General features: G+C 44.1%; 14 protein-coding genes. 11 read left to right on the top strand and 3 right to left on the bottom strand.

Translation table 11 applies throughout. The features are described 5' to 3' along the window. The 11 genes from GXO74_08415 to GXO74_08365 form a co-directional block, all read left to right on the top strand. The coding region (locus GXO74_08415) for a T9SS type A sorting domain-containing protein (GenBank protein NOZ61692.1) at positions 1-770 on the top strand (770 nt) is incomplete at its 5' end. 92 nt (positions 771-862) lie between these two features. Then, entirely contained in the window at positions 863-3,559 is a 2,697-nt protein-coding gene (locus tag GXO74_08410; GenBank protein NOZ61691.1) for a TonB-dependent receptor, read from the top strand. 59 nt (positions 3,560-3,618) lie between these two features. After that, entirely contained in the window at positions 3,619-6,888 is a 3,270-nt protein-coding gene (locus GXO74_08405) for a hypothetical protein (protein NOZ61690.1), read from the top strand. A 28-nt stretch (positions 6,889-6,916) separates the two neighbouring features. Continuing rightward, positions 6,917-10,090: a laminin G gene (locus GXO74_08400; protein NOZ61689.1), complete on the top strand. Its 3,174-nt coding sequence runs from the start codon at positions 6,917-6,919 to the stop codon at positions 10,088-10,090. Positions 10,091-10,190: 100 nt separating this feature from the next. Then, positions 10,191-11,219, top strand: coding sequence for a PorV/PorQ family protein (locus tag GXO74_08395; GenBank protein ID NOZ61688.1), 1,029 nt, complete (start codon positions 10,191-10,193; stop codon positions 11,217-11,219). Between the two features lie 109 nt (positions 11,220-11,328). Next, positions 11,329-12,660 (top strand): extracellular solute-binding protein, encoded by a 1,332-nt coding sequence (locus GXO74_08390; GenBank protein ID NOZ61687.1) that lies wholly within the window; start codon positions 11,329-11,331, stop codon positions 12,658-12,660. A gap of 4 nt (positions 12,661-12,664) precedes the next feature. Beyond that, positions 12,665-13,540 carry a sugar ABC transporter permease gene (locus GXO74_08385; protein ID NOZ61686.1) on the top strand — a complete coding sequence of 292 codons (876 nt, stop codon included), beginning with the start codon at positions 12,665-12,667 and terminating at the stop codon, positions 13,538-13,540. Positions 13,541-13,558: 18 nt separating this feature from the next. Then, entirely contained in the window at positions 13,559-14,371 is an 813-nt protein-coding gene (locus tag GXO74_08380; GenBank protein NOZ61685.1) for a carbohydrate ABC transporter permease, read from the top strand. 9 nt (positions 14,372-14,380) lie between these two features. Continuing rightward, positions 14,381-15,775, top strand: a complete 1,395-nt coding sequence (locus GXO74_08375; protein ID NOZ61684.1) for a hypothetical protein — start codon at positions 14,381-14,383, stop codon at positions 15,773-15,775. 225 nt (positions 15,776-16,000) lie between these two features. Then, positions 16,001-16,921, top strand: coding sequence for a glycosidase (locus GXO74_08370; GenBank protein ID NOZ61683.1), 921 nt, complete (start codon positions 16,001-16,003; stop codon positions 16,919-16,921). Positions 16,922-17,418: 497 nt separating this feature from the next. Further along, entirely contained in the window at positions 17,419-18,504 is a 1,086-nt protein-coding gene (locus tag GXO74_08365) for a DUF4932 domain-containing protein (GenBank protein NOZ61682.1), read from the top strand. 340 nt (positions 18,505-18,844) lie between these two features. Here the strand turns inward: GXO74_08365 and GXO74_08360 are convergent, their stop codons facing one another. The 3 genes from GXO74_08360 to GXO74_08350 are packed head-to-tail and all read right to left on the bottom strand — an operon-like array spanning position 18,845 to position 21,723. Next, positions 18,845-19,837, bottom strand: a complete 993-nt coding sequence (locus tag GXO74_08360) for a tyrosine-type recombinase/integrase (protein ID NOZ61681.1) — start codon at positions 19,835-19,837, stop codon at positions 18,845-18,847. A 57-nt stretch (positions 19,838-19,894) separates the two neighbouring features. Further along, the gene (locus GXO74_08355) at positions 19,895-20,824 is read right to left on the bottom strand and encodes a tyrosine-type recombinase/integrase (GenBank protein ID NOZ61680.1); all 930 of its coding nucleotides are present in this window, start codon (positions 20,822-20,824) and stop codon (positions 19,895-19,897) included. Positions 20,825-20,838: 14 nt separating this feature from the next. Further along, on the bottom strand, positions 20,839-21,723 hold the full coding sequence (locus GXO74_08350; protein ID NOZ61679.1) for a tyrosine-type recombinase/integrase: 885 nt from the start codon (positions 21,721-21,723) through the stop codon (positions 20,839-20,841). Between the last annotated feature and the right edge of the window lie 187 nt (positions 21,724-21,910).

Here is a 21,910-nt window from a genome sequence, read left to right as displayed (position 1 = left end):
CGGTTTACAGCGGACAGTGGTCGGCATTGTTGCACGAATGGGACGATAACGACGACGAGATGGTATTTTACTCTGAGCCTGTGGCAGCAGAAGCCAACACCTGGTACAAAATCAGCGTCATGGCGAAGAGCGACAGCATTAACACTGGCGAAAGCTACTTACCGTCGAATGTCGTTCCCGACCGCGACAATAACCGTCTCGGCATGTGCTTTTTCTATCACAAAGCTCCCATCAGCGAAAAATGGGATTTGACCGGCGGCGATCAGTTCTACTATTTTGATCAACGCACCGAAAAATCCGATGGCTGGGTGGAATACAGCGTGATTTCCAAATCACCGGAAGATGCGGCCGGCGTTTCTGTCCGCGCGCGTTTCACCTCTTATCCTGTGGGAAAAGTCTGGTATGACGACTTCTCGGTTAAAAAAGTGACCATGGTCGAAGTTCCGACAGGCGTGAACGATCCCAACAATTACGCCCGTTTCGAGTTACCGAAAGAATTCGTCCTCCAGCAAAATTACCCCAACCCATTTAATCCAACGACAACTATTGCCTACAATGTTCCCAAAGACAGCAAGATTCAAATCGAGATTTACAATCTGATGGGACAAAAGGTAAAGACCTTGTTCAGCGGATTTAATGCGGCGGGTTCTCACAAAATTGAATGGGACGGCACAAACGACGTCGGCAAACCGCTGACCAGCGGCGTGTATCTGTTGACTCTGCGCAGCGGTAATTTTGTGACGGCTAAACGGATGACTTTGCTTAAATAATTGGCAAATTTTCAGGGCGTTGGACAACAGAGATCCAGCGCCCTGATTTTAATTCCCTTCTCATTCATGAAATTTAGGGAAAGGAAAAAAGAATGGGAACGAATTGGTTCAAATGGTTAGCATTGATCGCGCTCTTTACCGCACTGGGCTCGCCGGTTTTTTCCGGCACCACAGGAAAATTGGCGGGAAGAGTCGTGGACAAAGAGACCGGCGAAGGTTTGCCCGGCGTCAATGTCATTGTTGAAGGAACGTCTTTGGGCGCTGCCACCGACTTACAAGGGGACTACATCATTCTGCGCATTCCGCCCGGAATTTACACGGTCAAAGCCGATATGATTGGCTACAAAAGCGTACGCTATGAAAATGTACAAATTTCCATCGACAAAACCACACGCATTGATTTTCAGTTAGAAACAACCGTGCTGGAAATGGGCGAAGAAGTCACCATTGTCGCCAAGAGACCTTTAGTGCAGATGGACCTGACTTCATCGGAATCTGTTGTGGGATCAAAAACGATCGCCAATCTGCCTGTCGATCATTTCGAAGACATAGTTAATTTGCAAGCCGGCGTAGTTGACGGCCATTTTCGCGGCGGCCGCCGCGGCGAAGTAATGTACATGATCAACGGCATTCCGGTTAATGACGTCTATTCCGGAACCTACGCTTTTCAGGTAGAAAATAACGCCATCGCCGAACTGGAAGTCATCAGCGGAACTTTCAATGCCGAATACGGACAGGCTATGTCCGGTGTGGTAAATATTGTCACCAAAGAGGGGGGCGAGAATTTCAGCGGCTCGCTTTCCACCTATTTCGGCGATTATGTAAGTACGCACAAAGATATTTTCTGGAATATCGAGAGCATTAATCCCACTTACAATCTGGAAGCGAGCTTGAGCGGGCCTCTGCCTTTGTTAGGCAAAAAGTTTAGCTTTTATGCTAACGGTCGTTATTTCGACAAAGCGGGCTATCTCTACGGAAAAGATGTTTTTAAGCCCAATGATCATTCCGACTTTTCCGCCTCTGACATGAACAAATGGACAATCATGTCTCACGGCAAAACTTATCCTTTTTCCAAAGAAACCGCAACCGAACTGATTGACAAAGCCGACGCTGTTCCCATGGCGCCGACAAAGCGCATCACCTCCTTGTTTAAATTGACTTACAAATTATCAGATATGGACAAACTAAATTACGAAATTCTGTTTCAAGATTTATTCAATCGCAACTATGTTCACCAATTTCGACTCAATCCGGACGGCACCTACAAACGCTACACTCGTGGTTTCAATAATAGTTTAATCTGGACGCACGTTTTCAACGGCAGGACTTTTTTCTCTTTGAAATTAAATAATTTCACCACAAAATATAAACAATACGTTTACGAAGATCCCAACGACCCGCGTTACGTGCCGGAGCGGCGCTTGCAGGATTCAGGCGCCAATGCTTTTATCAGCGGCGGCATGGAAATGTGGAATTTCCAGCGCAGCACAACGACTTCGCTGGCAAAACTTGATTTGACCAGCCAAGCCACTAACACCCATCAAATTAAATTCGGACTCGAGGCAAAAAGACACAAGTTGTGGCTGCATGAATTTGAGGTTGTGCCCAACAGCACCAACAGAATTCCTCCGGAAAGTTCATTTAACAACAACCAATATACGCATTATCCGGTTGAATTTTCTTCCTATTTGCAGGATAAAATGGAATTCAATTACATGATTGTTAACGCAGGAATCCGTTTCGATTATTTCGATCCGGACGGCGAAGTTCCCATTGATTACGTTAATCCGACGACTTCTCCGCGAAAAAAAGCCAAAGCAACTTATCAGCTCAGCCCGCGGCTGGGGTTGGCTTATCCGATTACGAGCAACGGCGTGATTCATGTTTCTTATGGCCACTTTTTTCAAACGCCGAATTTAGACTATCTTTACGTTAATCCGGAATTTGAGCTCTATTATTTGCAAAGCACCGTCTCTCCGCCGCCAAACAGCGCTTTAAACGTTTTGGGAAATGCTTCTCTGAAACCACAAAAAACAGTCATTTACGAAATCGGTTTACAGCAACAACTATCAGATGATTTCGCCCTGGACCTCACAATTTACAGAAAAGACATCAGAAATTTGCTCAGTACCCAAGTGCTGCAATTGTACACCGGGGGATATTATTCCCGATACATCAACCGTGATTACGCGAACATCAAAGGCGTTACCATTTCTCTGGAAAAACGACAAACTCAAGGAATTTTGGGCGTCGGCGGCACAATTGATTACACGTTTCAAATCGCAAAGGGCAATGCCAGCGATCCCAACGACGCTTTCCTGAATACGCAAGCCGGGAAGGAAACGCTGAAGCAGATGCGCCCGTTGGACTGGGACAGAAGGCATCAGATTAATGCAACTTTATCGTTTGGAAAAACGGAAAGCTACAATATCAGCATCATTGGTCGTTTTGCCACCGGATTTCCCTACACTTCAGTTTACGGATCAGGCGCCTACATCGAAAACAATTCACGAAAACCATTTATGTATCGCTTTGATTTGTACTATTACAAAAATTTCCGGCTTGGCAGTTTGAAATACACGGCATTTGTGCGAATTTTCAATCTATTCGACCGGCTCAATGAAAATGAGGTTTTCCCGGACACCGGACGCGCCGGTTATTCGTTAACTCCGTTCCATCAGAGCTATTTGCATCCGCGCGGGATCAACGACTTGCAAGACTATTTTGTACGACCGGATTTTTATTCTGCGCCGCGAGAGATTCAGCTTGGTTTGTCGCTTGAATTTTAATTAAATTTCATTCTCTCAATGTTTGACGATAAATAGGATTTAACTGAAGAGGAAGTCCTATGAAAAAGAAATTAATTATAGTAACATTTTTTTGGCTTTTGATCTTCCCCGCTTTTTTGCTCAGCCAAACAATCCAGCAGCGGGAGCCGGATCCGCACACAGGCGATCTGAACATGTTGCGCATCGGCATTATGGACGGGAATCGAATAGCCACCAGATTTAAAAATTGGGGCGAAATTGCAGAACACCCGTTTTCGCCTTCCTGCGAATGGCCTCAAGGAACCGGACATGAATATCAGGACGGCGTCGCACTGATTGTGAGCGCCGCCACTCATGATCGCAGCGGGAAAGTCATTCATCCCATGGAAACGCAATACCGCGAATTCGTGGATGTCAACCCGGAAAACACAAGTGAACTCTGGGGCTGGGCGCCGCTGCCGGGATATTTCAGCGAAGGCTCAGATTCTCCGGCAATGAGTGACGATCCTTCTACCTGGCCTCTGCGCTGGCCAGATAAACCGCCTTCTTGGGACGGCTACTGGAACGGCTGGTTCGGGAAAGGAAAATCGCAAGCAGCGCTGGAGACATATTTTGTTTTTGACGACGATCTGGACGAAGAATGGGATTTTTACCCTGACCCGGACGATACCACTCGTCGTGGTCTGGGAATAGAAGTTGCCGCGCGATATTTCCAATGGAGCGAAGTGCTGGCGCGCGATGCGATTTTTGCTCTCTATTTTATCACCAATGAAGGCAAAACAGATTACGATAGCGTGTATTACTCGTTTTATACTGACTGGGGTTTAGGCGATCTTCCCGGCGAAGATATGGATAACATGGATGACGCCGGGTCTTACAATCTGGAACTTGACATTGCTTACGCCTGGGATTATGATGGCACCGGATTTCGCGGTTGGAAGGTTGGCTACGGTGGATTTGCTTTTCTGGAAAGCCCCGGCATTACCTACGACGACAGAGACAACGACGGCGATGGTCTGTTGAATGAATCGCGCGTCAATGGTCCAGGCCAATGGCTGGATCAATATCCCTACGGAGTGATCGACGTCGATGCATTTAAAAAATATTACAGCAGAGATCCTGTGCCTCACTGGGAAGGCGACGAGGACGGCGACTGGCATCCTTTCACTGATCTCAACGAAAATGGCGTCTGGGACGTTGGCGAGCCCCTGAATGACGATGTGGGAATGGACGGAGTCGGTCCTTACGATCCGGGCTACGAAGGTCCGGACGAAGGTGAAGGCGACGGAATTCCCACGCTCGGGAGCGGAAACCTGCCCGGCGAGCCAAATTTTGGCAAAACAGACAAAGACGAATCCGATCAAATCGGTCTGACAGGATTTGATATTTTCAATGTTCACTATTACGAGCTTACCAACGATGAGCAGGATTGGGATGTATTCAGCACTTCGCGCAGTCCTTACGAAAATCCGCCGGACCCTCTCGTCGGCGGGAATTTGGGCATGTTTTTCTCATCCGGTCCTTTTCGACTCAAAGCGGGGCAAACGGAAAATTATTCCATGGCTTTGCTTTTTGCCGATGATCTGGAGACGCTGGCGCGGCGCAAAAAGACGGTGCAGTCCATTTACGACAACGACTACCGCTTTGCCGTTCCGCCGGACAAGCCCAAACTGACCGCGACTGCCGGCGACAGAAAAGTTATTTTGCGCTGGGACAACGTCGCGGAAAAATCATGGGATCCTTTTCTGCAGGAGTACGATTTTGAAGGTTACATGATTTTGCGCTCCACCGAACCGAATTTCCGGGAAAACCTGGTAATTACAAACTCCTACGGTGATGAATATTATTACTTACCTTTGCAACAAGAAGGAATTTTGGCGCAATTCGATCTGATAAACCAATATGAGGGACTGCACCCGATTGCTGAAGAAGGCATCAAATTCAATCTGGGAAAAAATACCGGTTTGCGGCATATTTACATTGATACCACTGTGCAAAATGGGCAAACCTATTTTTATTCAGTGCTTTCATACGATCACGGCAAAATTGATACGACAGAGAATGGTCTTGAAGGCATCGAACCCATGACCTGTTCCAATCGCATCGAAACAGATATTGCCGGGAATCTTGTTCCGGACATCAACTGCGCGATTGTCACGCCTAATCCTTACGCCGCCGGTTATCAACAGCCGTCTTTGAATACAGACAAATATGAAAATGCAATTTATAAAACAGGCCCCGCTACGGGATCGGTTGAAATCCATTTTGTGGAAGATGATTCGATCAAGGATGGCCATACTTACGAAATTGCTTTTCGGGACACGGCAAAATTTCACAACGAGGGTGCAGTCTGGGTGACCATCGCGGATTCAACGACAGGCAAAGTTATCGTGCCGGAACAGGTCATCAGCCCGCAGTTTGAGACGCCGCTTTTTAACGGATTAGTTGTGGATATTTACAATGATCCGCAAGCTAAAGTCGATTATCAAAAAAGCGGGTGGAAAATCGGAACAACGACTTATAAAACAATCATCGATTTTGATCCGGCTTTCTCCAGTGAGTTTAATCCGACTTTGAACATCAGTATCCCCTACCCGGCTGATTTCGAAATTACTTTTTCCGACGATTACATCGACACTTCCGACGCGGGTTTGGGTACATTCAAAGCGCTACCGGTGAAATTTTCCGTGTGGAACGTCACTGAAAATGTGCCGGCGAAATTTTTCTTCCGCGATGACGTAGCAGACGGCACGCTGACGCCGGACACGACCGAATCAATTCTCATTTATGTGGACAATCCGGATGTGAAATATTTCAAAAGAAACGTCACTTGGCGCGTGAGCTTCTTGACGGATTCCACTGAGGAACAAATTCCGCCACAACCGGGGGATGTTTACCAAATAATTACAAACAAGCCATTCCGTAGCGGCGATACGTTTCGGTTTTCGGTGAATGGAGTCAAATTCGAGGAAAATGTCGCCAAATCAGCGCTGGACGATATTTACGTGGTGCCAAATCCGTACGTCGCTGCCGCAACCTGGGAGCGGGCGAATCCATTTCTCAAAGGACGCGGCGAAAGACGTATTTGGTTTTGCAATTTGCCGCAAAAATGCACCATTCGCATTTACACCGTGCGCGGCTATCTCGTCGACACCATCGAGTACAACGGCGCGTATTATCACAGTCCGGAATTTGACCCGGGAAAACCGAAATCCGGCACGCCGGTGGGAGCCGTGCCCTGGAATCTCGTTTCCAAAGACGGCATGGACATCGCCTACGGCGTTTATATTTATCACGTCGACGCGCCAGGAGTCGGCGAACACATCGGCAAGTTCGCGGTGATCAAATAATTTTCTCGCATAAGGATAAATTGAATTCATGACTGCTTTCAAAAATAAAATTTCAGCGATCAAATTAATTGGCATTTTTGCCTTCATCTTTATTTTTCAGACAAAAGGATTAACACAGCGAATCGATATTGATCGCATTGAAAGGATGCCGAATTTCCCCGCGCCGTACGAAATGCGCGACTGGAAAAAAGTGGCAATCGGCTACGACAGCCTTGTTTTTGATTTGCAGGCTTCGGGACAATATTTGCCCTTGATTCAAATCAATCATGCAACAATCAATTATCCTGAGCAGGAAAGTTTCATTTTGCATTCCTACGTGGGAACTCATAATCCTTTAGGCGCGGAGGCGATAAATATTTTGCCTGCTGTCATCGGCGCATCGCTGGCCGGAATCGACAAAAGTGACCAGTTTGGTTACAATTGGCCGTTGATGTGCGAGGAATTTTTCAATAACAGACCCCAGGAGAATGTTTATTTGAACAACCCCGTGGGCAATAGCGGAAATGACTGGTGGTACGATACCATGCCCAATGTATTTTTCTATCAGCTTTATGATTTGTACCCTGGCAGCGGTGATTTCGAGCGGCAATTTCGTCTCGTCGCGGATCGCTGGTTAGAAGCTGTAAAAAAAATGGGCGGACAAGCTACGCCGTGGCAAAGGCCTTACATGAATTATCGGGCGTGGAGTTTGTCCACCATGTCTCCGCTGACAGTGGGCGTGAAAGAGCCGGAAGCCGCCGGCGCCATTGCCTGGATTTTGTACCATGCTTACGCTCGCACCAAAGAGGAAAAATATCGCATCGGCGCAGAATGGGCAATGGAATTTTTGGATAAATGGCAATCAAATCCTGCCTATGAGCTTCAGCTTCCCTACGGCGTTTACGCTGCCGCAAGGATGAATGCTGAACTCGGCACAAAGTACGATGTCGAAAAAATGGTCAATTGGTGTTTTGACGCAAAAGAAAATGTGAGAAGCTGGGGCGCGACATTGGGCAACTGGGGCGGCTACGACTGCGACGGATTAATCGGCGAAGCAAAATACGCCGGTTACGCTTTTGCCATGAACGGCTTTGAGATGGCGGGTGCGCTGGTTCCCATGGTGCGTTACGACGAACGATTTGCCCGTGCTGTCGGAAAATGGATGCTCAATCTCGCTAACGCGTCGCGGCTTTTTTACTGGAAATTTCTGCCGGACGAACACCAGGACGGAGAGGAATGGGCGAAACAATTTGATCCGAACAGCTACATTGCCCACGAAGCGTTGCGCGAATACGGCAGGCACACCGGAATCAGCCCCTTTGCCACCGGCGACGCCGTCGAAGGAGGCTGGGCAGAGACAAACTTTGCGCTTTACGGATCATCTCATGTGGGAATTTTAGGCGCTATTGTTGACACCACCGATGTACCTTATATTTTAAAATTAGATTTGCGAAAAACAGATTATTTCCAGCACAATGGATTTCCGGTTTTTCTGTTATTCAATCCGTATGATTCGCCAAAATATGTGACCATCGACGTGGGATCGGAAGGCGTCAAAATTTACGAAGTCATTTCCAATACTTTTTTGACGGAAAATGTCAGCGGCGAGCAGCAAGTCGAAATTCCGGCGAATGATGCTATTATTGTAGAATTCCTGCCTGCAAATGGCAAAGTAAGTTTTGATCTAGACAAAATGCTCGTCAATGGCGAAGTTGCGGATTACCATTCCGGGTCTGCGGTTTCAAATTTCCCGCCGCGAATCAAAGCTCTTGCAGCGGCAGATACTGTGCTGGTTTTCGGAGATAGCACAAGAGTCTACTGCACCGCTGAGGACCGCGAGGGGAATTTGCTGCTCTATCACTGGAAGAGTCAATTTGATTCCGTAAGCAGCACAGAATCTTCGCTCACCTGGATCGCGCCGGACACTGCCGGGAATTGGGAAATCCAATGCATTGCGGACGATCAGCACGGTGGGTTGGACACGGCAATATTTTCAATAAAAACAGTTGCTTTTGTCAATCACAATCCTGAAATAATTCGTATTAGTGCTGCGCCGCGGCGTGTTGAAAAATCAGGCCAGAGCCAACTTGTCTGCAGCGCCTGGGATGAAGATGGAGATTCGCTGAATTTTCAGTGGTCTGCAGAAGCCGGAACAATTTCAGCGAACGATTCTTTGGCAGCTTGGACTGCGCCGGAAATAGAAGGATTTTATTACATTCGTTGTCAGGTTTCTGATCCTCACGGCGGCAGCGCGTTGGATAGCATCGGGATTGTGGTTCAGGATTCAACAAATATCACCATCGGCATTCCCCTCGCCTATTATCCGTTTCGCGGCAATGCAAATGACGAAAGCGGAAATGACTTTCACGGCATTGTTCAGGGAGCGACGCTGACGACTGATTCCTGGGGAAATGAAGAAAATGCCTATTTTTTTAACGGCAGTTACGCTTTAATTCGCGTCCCGAATGACGATCTGCTCAATTTTCAAGAGGCGATCACTGTCAGTTTCTGGATGAATATCGACGAGCTTTTTAATCGGGAGTCCTACCCTATTTCGCACGGCAGTTGGAAAAATCGCTGGAAAATCTCCATTACGCCGGAAAAGAAATTGCGCTGGACAGTTTACACCAACATCGGCATAAAAGACCTGGATTCGCAAACGGCAATGCAAACCGGCGTCAATTACAATGTCACAACTGTTTACGACGGCGAAAGGATGAAAATTTATTTGAACGGAAATTTGGACAATGCTGCAAATCACAGCGGCAGAATCAACAAAACAGCCGTCGATTTGACTATTGGTCAGGAACTGCCGGACTCGGATTACAATTTTAAAGGGCTACTCGACGAAATTCGCATCTACGATTACGCGCTATCTGATGAGGAAATTCAGAATATTTTCCGGCTTGCAGCCGATGTGAAAATGCGCGAAAACGCTGTGCCGGATAAATTTTATCTCTGGCAAAATTTCCCCAATCCATTCAATTCCATTACCTGCATCCGTTACCAGAATGCCCGTGCCGGGAAGATTTCACTGGTCATTTTTGACATTCTGGGGCGTCGTGTAAGGACATTGGTAGATGAATTCCAGCCCTCCGGAGTCCATGAATTACGCTGGGACGGCAGAAATGACAGCAATAATTTCGTCAGTTCGGGAATTTATATTTGCGAATTCAAAGCGTTTGATTTTTCTCAAAAAAAGAAATTTTTGTTTGTGAAATGAGAATGAAATAAGACCATTGCTGACAGCGCTAGTTAAAAAAATAAAAATAGTCTTCAAAATTAGCAATGAAAGTCTTTACGTAATAAACAGGGAGCATACCATGAAAAAGTCAATTGCCAGTTTTATCATTTTTTTCATGATGTTCGCTTCGGTCTCACGAGCGCAATTAGGGAGCGACGTCTCAAAAGTTGGCGACACTGCGGCGCCATTTTTAACCATCGGAGTCGGATCCAGAGCCAGCGGTATGGGCGCAGCTTTTGTCGGCACGGCCGATGATGCTTCGGCGCTCTATTGGAACCCGGCAGGCATTGCCAGACTTTCACAACCAGAAGGGATGTTTTCGCACACAAATTGGCTCGCAGGCATCGGCTATGATTTTGTTGGCTTTGCGCTTCCCATCGGACGCTTGGGCGCAGTCGGCGTAAGTATTTTGTCGCTGAATATGGAAGACATGCTCGTGCGCACTGAGGAAAGGCCGTTGGGGACAGGAGAATATTTTAGTTCCAACGACATCGCCCTCGCCCTGAGCTATGGCGTCAATTTGACTGACAGATTTTCCATCGGGTTCACCGGAAAATATATTCGACAACAAATCTGGAAAGAGACGGCCCAGGGCTTCGCGCTTGATTTGGGGACTTTGTTCACTACCGGATTTCACGGCATGAGAATCGGCGCCTGCCTTTCCAATTTTGGGACAGATATGCGCATGAGCGGGGAGGATTTAGTCCATTATTACGACCTCGACCCGCAACATCTCGGCAATAACGATGAAATTTTTTCGGAACTAAAAACTGACTCCTGGCCTTTGCCGCTTACTTTTCAGGTTGGCGTGGCGATGGAAATTTGGGACACGGACTTGAATCGCATCACTGTCGGCATAGATGCGGTGCAGCCAACGGACAACACCGAAAGCATGAACTTCGGACTCGAGTATGCGTTGCGCGAGCTGTTTTTCCTGCGCGGCGGTTATCGAAATCTTTTCCTGCGCGACGGAGAAGAAGGTTTCACATTTGGCGTGGGCGCTGATCTGAACCGTCTGTATCATATCCCACTGAAATTTGATTACGGATTTCTTGAATTCGGTCGGCTGCAGAATGTGCATCTTATTACTGTGGGAATTACGCTGTGAGTTGTGGAGCAAGAGTTTCGGGTTTTGAGTTTCGGGTTCAGCGCTGAAGTGTCGAAATAAGTTGAGTATTACAATTTTTCTTGAAGAAGTTTATAATTCCAGGACAGACATGACTTTTGATGAATTTTTCTCTCATAAACTTCATTATTTTAAAAAATTAATTTCATTAATTTCCATTTTCTCTCTCATGTTTTGTTTGAACTGTCAGTCGCGGAAATCAGGGCAAGGCGAGCAAATCACGCTCACCTATTGGTCGGCGAATAATCAGTACGAAATCAATCTCGCCGAAGAATTGGTGGCGGAATGGGAAAAAATACACCCGAATGTCCACATCAAACACCAACCGATTCCGGAAGGCAGATCCAGCGAAGAGGTTGTTTTAGCCGCAGTCGTCGGGAAAACTACTCCCGACATCTATTCCAACATGTGGCCTGGCGATATCGAACTTTACGTCCGCGCTGATGCTTTGTTGCAGTTGGACACTTTTGCCAATTTTGACTCATTCGCCACGAGCCGCTATTCCGAGGATGTTTTTCAACAGTCCAAATCCAAAGATGGTCATGTTTACCAGATTCTTTGGAAAACGAATCCCATCATGATGGCATACAACAAGAATATTTTCAGAGAAGCCGGATTTGAAAAGCCACCGAAAACATTCGAGGAATATTTAAAAGCTGCAAAAAAAATCACCCGCGACAGAGACGGCGACGGCTACATTGACCGCTGGATCGGAATCACGCAGATTCTCGTCACCTGGTGGCAGCGCTTTTTTGATTTCTACCCGCTGTACATCGCCGCTTCTGGCGGGAGAACACTGATCGAGAACGGAAACATCGTTTTCGACAATCAGGCTGCCGTAGACGTCTTCCGATTTTTGAAGACGCTATTTGACAAAGGCTATTTCCCGCGGGAAAGAATGGACGCGAGAGCAGACGTTTTTATCAATGAAATTGTCGCCAGTCGTTTTACGGGACCCTGGGCGATTACGCAAATCGAAAAATACAAACCTGAAGGCTTTGAATACGATTTCGTTCCTGTGCCACGTCCCTCCTACTCCGAGGGACCTGCTTTCACCTATGGCGATTACAAAAGCATTGTCATTTTCAAAAATACCAAACATCCAAAATGGTCATGGGAATTCGCTAAATTTCTCGTTTCCAGACATGCGGATTTGCTGCTGTTAGAAACAGCGGATCAATTGCCGCTGCGAAAAAATATTTTGCAGGACAGTTTGTTCGCGCCCTATTTTAAAACGCATCCGAGAAAAGTGGTTTTCGCAGAGCAGGCCCGATATGTGCGTGGTGCGGACAGTTCCCCGGTGCTGAGAGAAATTTTTGACGCCATTTCCAAAGAATTTGAAGCCAGCGTCATTTACGGAGTTAAGTCCCCGGAACAGGCTGTGCATGACGCTGCCGAACGCGCCAGATTGATTATGGAGTGATTTAATGTTTCGCAAAAAAGGGAAACGCGACAAAATCGGTTACATTTTTTCCCTGCCGTACATTATTCATTTTTCAATATTTACGGCATTTCCGATTACGTTCTCATTTTTGCTCATTTTCCATCGCTGGGATATCATTTCCCCGATGCAATGGACGGGATTGCAAAATTTTGTTCGTCTCGCACATGACGGACTTTTTTTCAAATCGCTGATTAACACGCTAATTTTTTTATTCATTCATATCCCTTTGCAAATAACGGTAGCGCTGGCGCTGGCTGAATTTTTGAATCAAAAAATCCGCTTTCGTGGTTTTTTCCGCGCCGCCTATTTTATGCCGGTTGTCGTTTCCGGCGTCGTCATTACCATCCTCTGGCAGCAGCTCTACGCTCAGGATACCGGCGTACTCAATACGCTGCTTGCGAGTTTGCATCTGCCAAAATTGCCCTGGCTCACGAGCCCCAGACTTGCCATGCCGTCCATCGCCATCATGGCAACGTGGAAAAACGTCGGTTTGTATGTCGTTTTGTTTCTCGTTGGTCTGCAAACGGTTCCCACTTACATGTACGAAGCCGCGGATTTGGAAGGCGCTTCGCATTGGCAAAAATTTCGTTACATCACGCTGCCAATGATTAACCCCACCATGATCATGGTGGTCATTTTATCGACGATCGGCGGTTTCTCGCTATTCATCGAGCCGTACATTATGACCGGGGGCGGCCCGTTAGGCAGCACACTTTCGGCGATGCTGTACATTTATCAGCAGGCATTTTCTTTCTATCACATGGGCTATGCCGCCACGCTGGGCTTTTTCTTCGCCGCCGTTGTCTTTTCCGTAATTTTAATTCAGAAAAAAGTGATTGAATCGGATGTGTACTATTAGAAAATACTGGCTTTGACGATGTTAAAAAAACTATCATTTTATGGCTTTTTAATTTTCTGGACAATTATTTTCATCTATCCGTTTTTGTGGATGATCTCGGCGACAGTGAGACCAGAGGCGGAAATCGGCGGTTTTGGCATTATTCCGTCCTCTGTTTCTCTGCACAGTTACAAATTGGTCTTTCAGAAAATTCCTATCATACGGGCATTTCTCAACAGCTTGTTTGTCGCTTCCATGGTCACTTTAGGCGTCATTGTTTTCAGCTCGATGATTGGCTACTCTCTGGCGCGACTGCAATTTCGCGGTAAAAAATTGATGTTCGGACTGATTTTGTTCACCATGACGCTGCCGTTTCAAATCACGCTGATTCCGCAGTACATTCTGATGGTCAAATTCAAATGGACGGAAACTTTTCTGGCGCTGATTGTCCCCTATCTGGTGAACACATTTGCCATCATTTTGTTTCGGCAGCATTTTTTAACAATTCCCCAGGACTTAGTCGAAGCCGCACGCATCGACGGCTGCTCCGAATTTCACGTTTTATTTCGCATCTTCTGGCCGCTGTCAGTGCCGACGATCATCACTGTGGGAATCATCACGTTCATGACTGTCTGGAATGAAGTGCTCTGGCCCCTGATTGTGATTCACGAAAGAAATTTGATGACCATGCCGCAAATTGTGACCATTTTCGTTGTTGGCGGTCAGGCAGAAGGACTCATGGGCGTCAAATTGGCGGCGGCAACCCTGCTGGCACTGCCGATCATCGTCGCTTACAGCATTTTCCAGAGATATTTCATCGAAAGTATGGCCAGTAGCGGATTGAAAAATTGAGGGATTTTTTTGTACATCAATAAAAAATTAACATGCGTGACAACTTTCGTTCTCGCCGCGAGTCTGATTTTTATCTCCTGCGGTGCAAAAAAACAAAAAATGCTGCGGGTGAATTTCAATCATTTGAAGCATTTGACTCAGACAATTTACGCCCAAAGCGACACTTTTGACATCGTGCATATTTACAGCGATTTTCCTGACTACAACTGGGTTGACGCGGACGCAGAAGGCATCTCCTGCGTCGACGACGCGGCGCGGGCCACGGCGCTCTATCTGCGATATTTTGAACTGGGCAAGGATTCGACTGTGCTGGCAGATGCGCATCGCCTGTTGAATTTTATTCTCAAAATGCAAACCGATGACGGCGAATTTTACAACTTTCTTCTGTCAGACACGACAATCAACCGATCGGGACGAACGTCAAAAAAGAAATTCGATTTTTGGGCAGCGCGCGGATACTGGGCGATCGGAAAAGCAACGCAGGTATTTCGCCCCATTGACCCTGATTTTGCCGATTCTTTGAAAAAAGCATTTTTGAAATGCAAATTGCCGCTGCGAAATATTTTACAAAATTATCCGAAAACCACCACCGAAAACGGAATTAAGTACCCGACGTGGCTGATCAATAAATATGGCGCCGATGCCACCGCGGAGTTTTTGTTGGGTGTAAATCAATATCTCAGAGGATACGACGACGCGGAACTGCTTGCCTCAGCCCGAAAATTGGTCGAGGGCATTCTTTTGATGCAATTGCCCGATCGTTTTTCAGCGGCAGGAGCGTTCCTCTCCTGGAAAAATGTGTGGCACGATTGGGGAAATTCTCAAATGCAGGCATTGGCTGAATTTTTTGAAATTAGCGGCGATTCGACTGTTTTAAGGGCGCTTAAAAAAGAGGCCAATTTTTTAGCAAAAATGCTCATCACCGGTAGATTGCGGGAGTTAACTCTGGATGGGGAAAAAACGCAATTTCCGCAAATTGCTTATGGCATCCGTTGCCAGGCAGTGGGATTAATTCGATTGGCAAAAATTACCGGCGAAATCAAATACGCGCAATTGGCTGGTTTGACTGCTTCCTGGCTCACCGGCAATAATCCGGCGGCAACGCCGATGTACGACCCGAAAACAGGACGAACTTTTGACGGAATTAACGGCAAAGACTCGGTGAACAAAAATTCAGGCGCCGAGTCAACCATCGAAGGGCTGACGGCAATGCTGGAGGTCGCGCATAATTCAGCGGCAAATGAATTTCTTTTTGCAAAGCCTGTGCAAAAAGAAAAGGGTGTAGTTCAGGGCACTTCCGACATTTTACTGAAAAAATATTTTTTGCCAACCGGAAAAATAATCAATTTAACTTTCTATGCCAATACGCGTTCATTTAAAATCACGCTCGAAAAGAAAAATTGACAAATTCATATTTCTAAAAATTCTTCACATTTTACAATTACTTGCATTTACTAATTTTTTTTATTATATTGGAAACTTTTAATCGCTCTAATGTGATTGAAATCAAAAACCGACTGATGCCCTGTAAAAGAATGGGGATGCAGGGAATCAAGCGAAGATCATTTTGTACAGGTATAATCAAATCAGCAATAAGAATTATTAGGAGAGGAAAAGGAAGGCTGAGGAATGAGACTCGAAAGAATTAAAGGGCCGATTTTAGAACCGTTAGCGGAAAATTCATGGGAATCGCGCGCCGTATTGAATCCGGCGACGATCAGAGAAGGCGACGTCATTCACATGCTTTACCGCGCCGTGGAAGGGGAAAATTTTTCCACTATCGGCTACGCCAAATTGGATTTGAACCAAAATGTTATTGAACGAAGACCCGAGCCCGTTATTTGTCGAACATACCCTTATGAAAAAAAAGGCTGCGAAGACCCTCGCGTCACGTATTTGGATGGTAAATATTACATTTTTTATTCGGGATATGACGGCAAAGAGGTTCGCATTTGCGCCGCTTCCACTGAAAATTTTGAAACTTACACCAAGTACGGCATCGTTGTTCCTGACGTCTGGGACAAAGATGCCATGTTGTTCCCGGAGCCAGTCGGCGGAAAAATTATTCTCATTCACCGAGTTGAACCTAATATTCAATTCGCGTTTTTCGATAACATCGAACAACTTTTGCGGCCCAGCAATGGCTATTGGAATCAATATTTTTCCGAATTGGATAAATTTACCGTAATGAAACCAGAATTTGACTGGGAAGCTAACAAAGTTGGCGCCGGGCCTCCGCCGATCAAAACCGAACAAGGCTGGGTTTTGATCTATCACGGTGTGGACAAGAATTCTGTTTACCGCGCTGGCGTCGCATTGCTGGATTTGGAATCTCCCGAACGCGTCATTGCGCGCTATCCGAAACCGATTTTGGAACCAGAACGCCGCTACGAATTAAATGGCGACGTGCCCAATGTCGTTTTTCCCGAAGGAACCGTCCTCATCGGCGACGAACTTTACGTGTACTACGGCGGCGCCGACAAAGTCATCGGATTGGCGACGATTAAAATGAATGACTTGTTGGAAGAGTTGAAAAAGCACAAGATTTAGCCCAACATACATGTAATTTCTAAAAAAACCGCCCTGATTTTGAGGCGGTTTTTTTTTAATCATAGTTTTTTCTTCCTATATGAGTATTCCCATTGAAAGAAATTGTATGACAAAAAAAACCGCACTAATCACATTGTTTAGTTTTTATCAAGAGCGTAATTTTTTTCTATTTCTTCTATTTTTTACTTGACAATTTTATTTTATTTTTTTATAATATACTCAACCAACCATAAGATGCAAATGGCGCTCACAGCTTCAACATTCATGCATATTTTAAATACAGGCGATGAAGGACTCTGAGCAGCCCCGTTGACTCTCTTTAATTTTGATATATGAGTCGCATAACATGATTTCATACTTCTTAATAAAATGGGTTAATTTCTATTTTTTTAATCACCTACAGAAAAGATTGCAATTTATGTTATGCGACTAAATATGTTGTCTATAGTAGCTTACGAAACTTGTTCATCATCACGTTAGCCGATAAAAGTAAAATTATGAAAGCAATTCAAGTTAAGTATTTTGTAATAATTCTGATTAGTTATATAATATTTGTAAATTTTCCAGCAATAGCTCAATCAAAAGAAGTGATAGAAATAAGCGTGGACCCCCGTGTGGAATTAACCAGTATTATTTTTCGATTAACTGGAAAACGAGAATATAATAAAGGAGAAGTCAAAAGTTATGTTCGAGATGTAGAAAAACATTTTAGTCATTTACGAGATCATCCTGCAGTAAAATATGCTGAACAATTAATCAACACTCGGGGAATAGCATATAACGCTCCGATGAATATAGCTCTATATATAAATTCTAATTTTGAATTTGATGACAAAATACCCTTTTCTGACATAGATAACCGATGGAGAAAAGATGAAGTAATAAATTTCATAAAAAAGATGAAACAATTTTCTGAAGAGAGCAATTTTTACGATTTTTATTCAGCCCATACAGATTTATATATGGAAATAGAAACAGAAGCAAGAGAAATAATTCAAAATAAGTTTAATCTTGAATGGTTTACTTCATTTTTTGGAGCACAATCGAATAATCGTTTTAAAGTAATATTATGTTTATTAAACGGTAGATTCAATTATAGTGCAAAAATAAAGGTTGGTGAAGTAAATGAATTTTATTGCTTTAAAGGGATACAACCGTCAATCTGGGGTAGATATTTTGGAGACGCAACTCTTGGCACTCTTGCTCACGAATTTTTGCATTCATATATAAATCCACTCGTAGATTCAAATTTGACTCAATTGGAAAAAACTGGTAAATGTATATTTTCTCATGTTCAAGACAAATTAAAAGGTAATGCTTATGGAAGTTGGCAAATTATGTATTATGAGTCTTTGACAATAGCAGTAGATTTACATTATCGAAGGGATAATGGGATTTCAAATTGGTTAAGCAGGTATTTAAGAATAAAACATAATGAAAGAGCGGGATTTATTTTTATTTCAGATCTTTATAATTATATTGATGAGTATAGAAAAAATCGTGCTCAATATCCGACTTTTGATACCTTTATCCCAAAGATTGTCGAATTTTTTGAAATGTATTGTGATAGATTAGAGAATTAGGAAATATTGAAAATAATCGGCTAACACATACATTCAGTTGACCGAAACCACTCTGCGCAAATTCGATTGCTTGAATATCCGCAATCTGGTAGCTCAGTGCGCCGTATGGTTTCGGCAACTGACCCGTGCCGAACCCCGCGGTAAATGACCGAGTTAGGCGCAATAAGGAAGTCAAAAAAGCAGCCTAAACATAAGGAAGCCGTTAAATGGATAGAGAAATATAAAATCTTATTCTGATAAAAGCAATGTTTATTTTAAAAAAATACAAACAAGGCGTAAGTCTCCCAGAGATTTTCAAGAACAAATAGAAATTGTCAATTCAGCAATAAAAGCACACAAGTCATTCACGTTTTTTATAAGCTGATTGAAATTTCAGTAGTCCGGATTGGACTAACTGATTCATATAAATTACGCCGGGCAATTTTTCCAATGCTTCTCTTACTTTTTTCTCTGACGGATGAATGTAATAATCGGCTGTGGTTCGCGGCGTCGCGTGTCCCAACAGATCCTGGATCACTAATATATCCACTTGTTCATCGTTAAGATGAGAAGCAAAAGAGTGCCTTAGCGTATGACAGGTTACATTAAAAGGGACGGTTAGTTTTAGCTTTTTGATAATTTTTTTAAAATTATCCTCAATAGTTCTGATAGCTAAGCGATTGCCTTTTTTAGAGATAAATAGGGCATTGGATATATCATAATTGAGGAACTGTTTTCTGACAGCGACCCAGTGCATTAAGATGGCGATCATTTCATCATCTAAATATAGGGTTCGTCTTTTATTGCCTTTGCCGAGCACAGTTATTTTTCTGCTGTCGAAGTCGATGTTTTCTAAATTGAGTTTATGCACTTCACCGATGCGCAGCCCCAGTTTGTACATCAAGGCATAAACAGCGTAATCCCTGACGCTTAAACAAGAATCTCTTTCAATGGATTGGAAAATTGATTTCACCTGTTCTTTGGACAAAGCGTTAGCGCGACTTTTATAGCCCAGTCTGCATTTCAACACATCGTAAAACGGCAGGGTATCGACATAAGGAACCTGCTCTAATTTAAGATATTTGGAATAGCTCCTGAGCGTAAAGATTTTGCGATTGATGGACGCCCCGCAGTTGAGTCGCTGTTGTTTGAGATAATACTGAAAATTCATCACCGCGTGACCGTCGATATAAAAATAATTTTCCATATCGAGGAAATCCCTGAAAAGGTTGATATCGATATGATTGCTTTTGATGGTCTGATCTGATACTTCATAGATTGTTTTTCGGTAGTCCATGAAGTCATCGACGTGGCTAAAAAAATGTTCTTTGCTAACAGTTTGTCCATTAATCATGGGTTATTTCCTTCCCGATTATCGTGATAGTCTGGGATTCGCGTCATAGATGTAGGGCTATGAGAATTTGCTTTCAATAGCGATGGTCTGCAGCGCCTGTTTTTTGAGATCATCGGGGACATGAATATAAAGTGCGGTTTCGGTGTGATTCTCGTGTCCCATCATGTCTTCGATGTCATTGATTGGCGTTTTGGCCAGATACATTTCAGTGGCAAAGGAGTGTCTTAAGACATGGGGGGTGATTCGTTGTTTGATACCGGCTTTTTCTGCTGTCTGGTGCACGATTTTTAAGATGTGGTCGCCAGTAAGAATGGCGCCGTTTCTGCTGGGGAATATGGGTTTGAATTTTAGGTTACACTTCTTGTTCAGATGAGTTAGCGGAACGGGACGATTCAAATATTTACTCAACTTGTCGTATAATTTATCGACCACAAATAGCGCCCGTTGTTTTCGTCCTTTGCCATGAACGGTCAACAGCCCGATTTTATTTTGCGGGTCGTGATTGGGATCAAAGTCTTTGATTTTTAGATTGGCTAACTCTTGTCTTCGGAGTCCCAGGGCGTACAGGCATGAGATGATCATAAAGTTGCGCTCACCAATCCAGGTGGAGCGGTCCATGGCTTTGAGCAGTTTAAAGGCAGTGTCTTTGTTTATTGGTTGATTGAGATTGCTCTTACTTTTTTTAATAAGGAACAATCCCTCAGCCGGATTATTGTCTATCAGTTTCATTTTTACCAGAAAGGTAAAAAAGCTTTTCAGTGCTGATCGGTGATGGTTGAGCCGGCTATTGCTAACGCCAGTTTTTTTCAAGTGAGCCATCCATTGTTTGAGATGGTTTGGCGTTGATTTAATGTGATCTATTTCAAAATGCGTTTGAATGAACTCGACATATTTGTAAATACAGGAGACGTAGTTGGCAACAGTGTCGTCAGCATAAAGCGCGATTTCTATCAGTTCTTTTCTAAATTGTTCGATTAACGTATTCATAAATATGCTCCTGTTTATAGATCAAATGTCATGTAGGGATGATTTTTCATGTGCACAGCATAAACATCTGGGTTGAGATGTGCATAATGATTGGTATTTTTAATGCTCTGATGCCCTAACAGGCATTGGGTTATTTGCAATCCGGCGACTTGATTAATTTGAGTCGCCGCGGTATGCCGGAACAGGTGGGGATGGAGTTTTTTCTCGATGCCCAGTTGATCGGCGACATTTCTGAATAAATTTTGCAGTGACCGTGGTGAGTACCGTTTTTTTCGACGTGACAAAAATAATGGTTGTTGTTTCTCATCCAGTTGTTTGATATATTCAGAAAGTAATTGACATAATACTTGCGGTAATGGAATGGACTTTTTTGTTTTTTGCCAGTATCCTTTTTCCTGGATCCATAATCGGCTTTCTGCCAGGTCAACATCCTGGATATTGATAGCAACAATAGCTGCTGTTCTGAGTCCCAGCAGTCCCATAATCAAGATCATTAAAAGATTTCGAAGTCCTTGGCTGTCCGTTGCCTGCTGGGTAAAATAGTTAAGGATGCACTTGAATTCATCCTCAGTTAAGAACTGGGTGATCTTTTTTTCGATTTTGGGATAGGGTAATTTAAGGGCAGTGTTATCTTTGATGATTTGTTGCAGTCTCAAGTAATGGAAGAACTGGTGCAGGCTCCACACTCGGGCTTTCTTGACAGACGGTGATGGTGTGCCATAATCAGCAACGAATTGCAGGAGATGTTGGTATTTAATATTATCAATTGAAGAGATTGAATGTGTTTGAACAAATTTATTGAATTCATTTAATCGGAATGACAAGGTCTCAATTGATCGTTCAGAAAAATCAGAATTCTTGCAATAGTCTAAAAAATGTGTTATATTGTCTTGAAGCATAGGGAGAACCTCCTTAAAATATTTAATCGTCTAATTAAATATAGTATAGGTTTCCTTATGCTTCAACTAATTTTTTTAACAATTTCTAATTGCGCATAACGCTAACTGCGGGGTTTATGGGTTAGCACAGTATTAACTAAATGGTTATTACTATAAAAACAAATAATTAAGATAAGGAGTACATAAT

The sequence above is a fragment of the Calditrichota bacterium genome (genome assembly GCA_013152715.1).
Lineage (GTDB): Bacteria > Zhuqueibacterota > Zhuqueibacteria > Thermofontimicrobiales > Thermofontimicrobiaceae > 4484-87.
This window is presented reverse-complemented; position numbering and strand designations above follow the sequence as displayed.

Bases quoted from the DNA above. Each gene is read 5' to 3' on its own strand.
- GXO74_08365 (NOZ61682.1), top strand. From the start codon at position 17,419: ATGAAAGCAATTCAAGTTAAGTATTTTGTAATAATTCTGATTAGTTAT.
- GXO74_08385 (NOZ61686.1), top strand. From the start codon at position 12,665: ATGTTTCGCAAAAAAGGGAAACGCGACAAAATCGGTTACATTTTTTCC.
- GXO74_08410 (NOZ61691.1), top strand. From the start codon at position 863: ATGGGAACGAATTGGTTCAAATGGTTAGCATTGATCGCGCTCTTTACC.
- GXO74_08380 (NOZ61685.1), top strand. From the start codon at position 13,559: ATGTTAAAAAAACTATCATTTTATGGCTTTTTAATTTTCTGGACAATT.
- GXO74_08355 (NOZ61680.1), bottom strand. From the start codon at position 20,824: ATGAATACGTTAATCGAACAATTTAGAAAAGAACTGATAGAAATCGCG.
- GXO74_08390 (NOZ61687.1), top strand. From the start codon at position 11,329: ATGACTTTTGATGAATTTTTCTCTCATAAACTTCATTATTTTAAAAAA.
- GXO74_08370 (NOZ61683.1), top strand. From the start codon at position 16,001: ATGAGACTCGAAAGAATTAAAGGGCCGATTTTAGAACCGTTAGCGGAA.
- GXO74_08350 (NOZ61679.1), bottom strand. From the start codon at position 21,723: ATGCTTCAAGACAATATAACACATTTTTTAGACTATTGCAAGAATTCT.
- GXO74_08360 (NOZ61681.1), bottom strand. From the start codon at position 19,837: ATGATTAATGGACAAACTGTTAGCAAAGAACATTTTTTTAGCCACGTC.
- GXO74_08400 (NOZ61689.1), top strand. From the start codon at position 6,917: ATGACTGCTTTCAAAAATAAAATTTCAGCGATCAAATTAATTGGCATT.
- GXO74_08405 (NOZ61690.1), top strand. From the start codon at position 3,619: ATGAAAAAGAAATTAATTATAGTAACATTTTTTTGGCTTTTGATCTTC.
- GXO74_08395 (NOZ61688.1), top strand. From the start codon at position 10,191: ATGAAAAAGTCAATTGCCAGTTTTATCATTTTTTTCATGATGTTCGCT.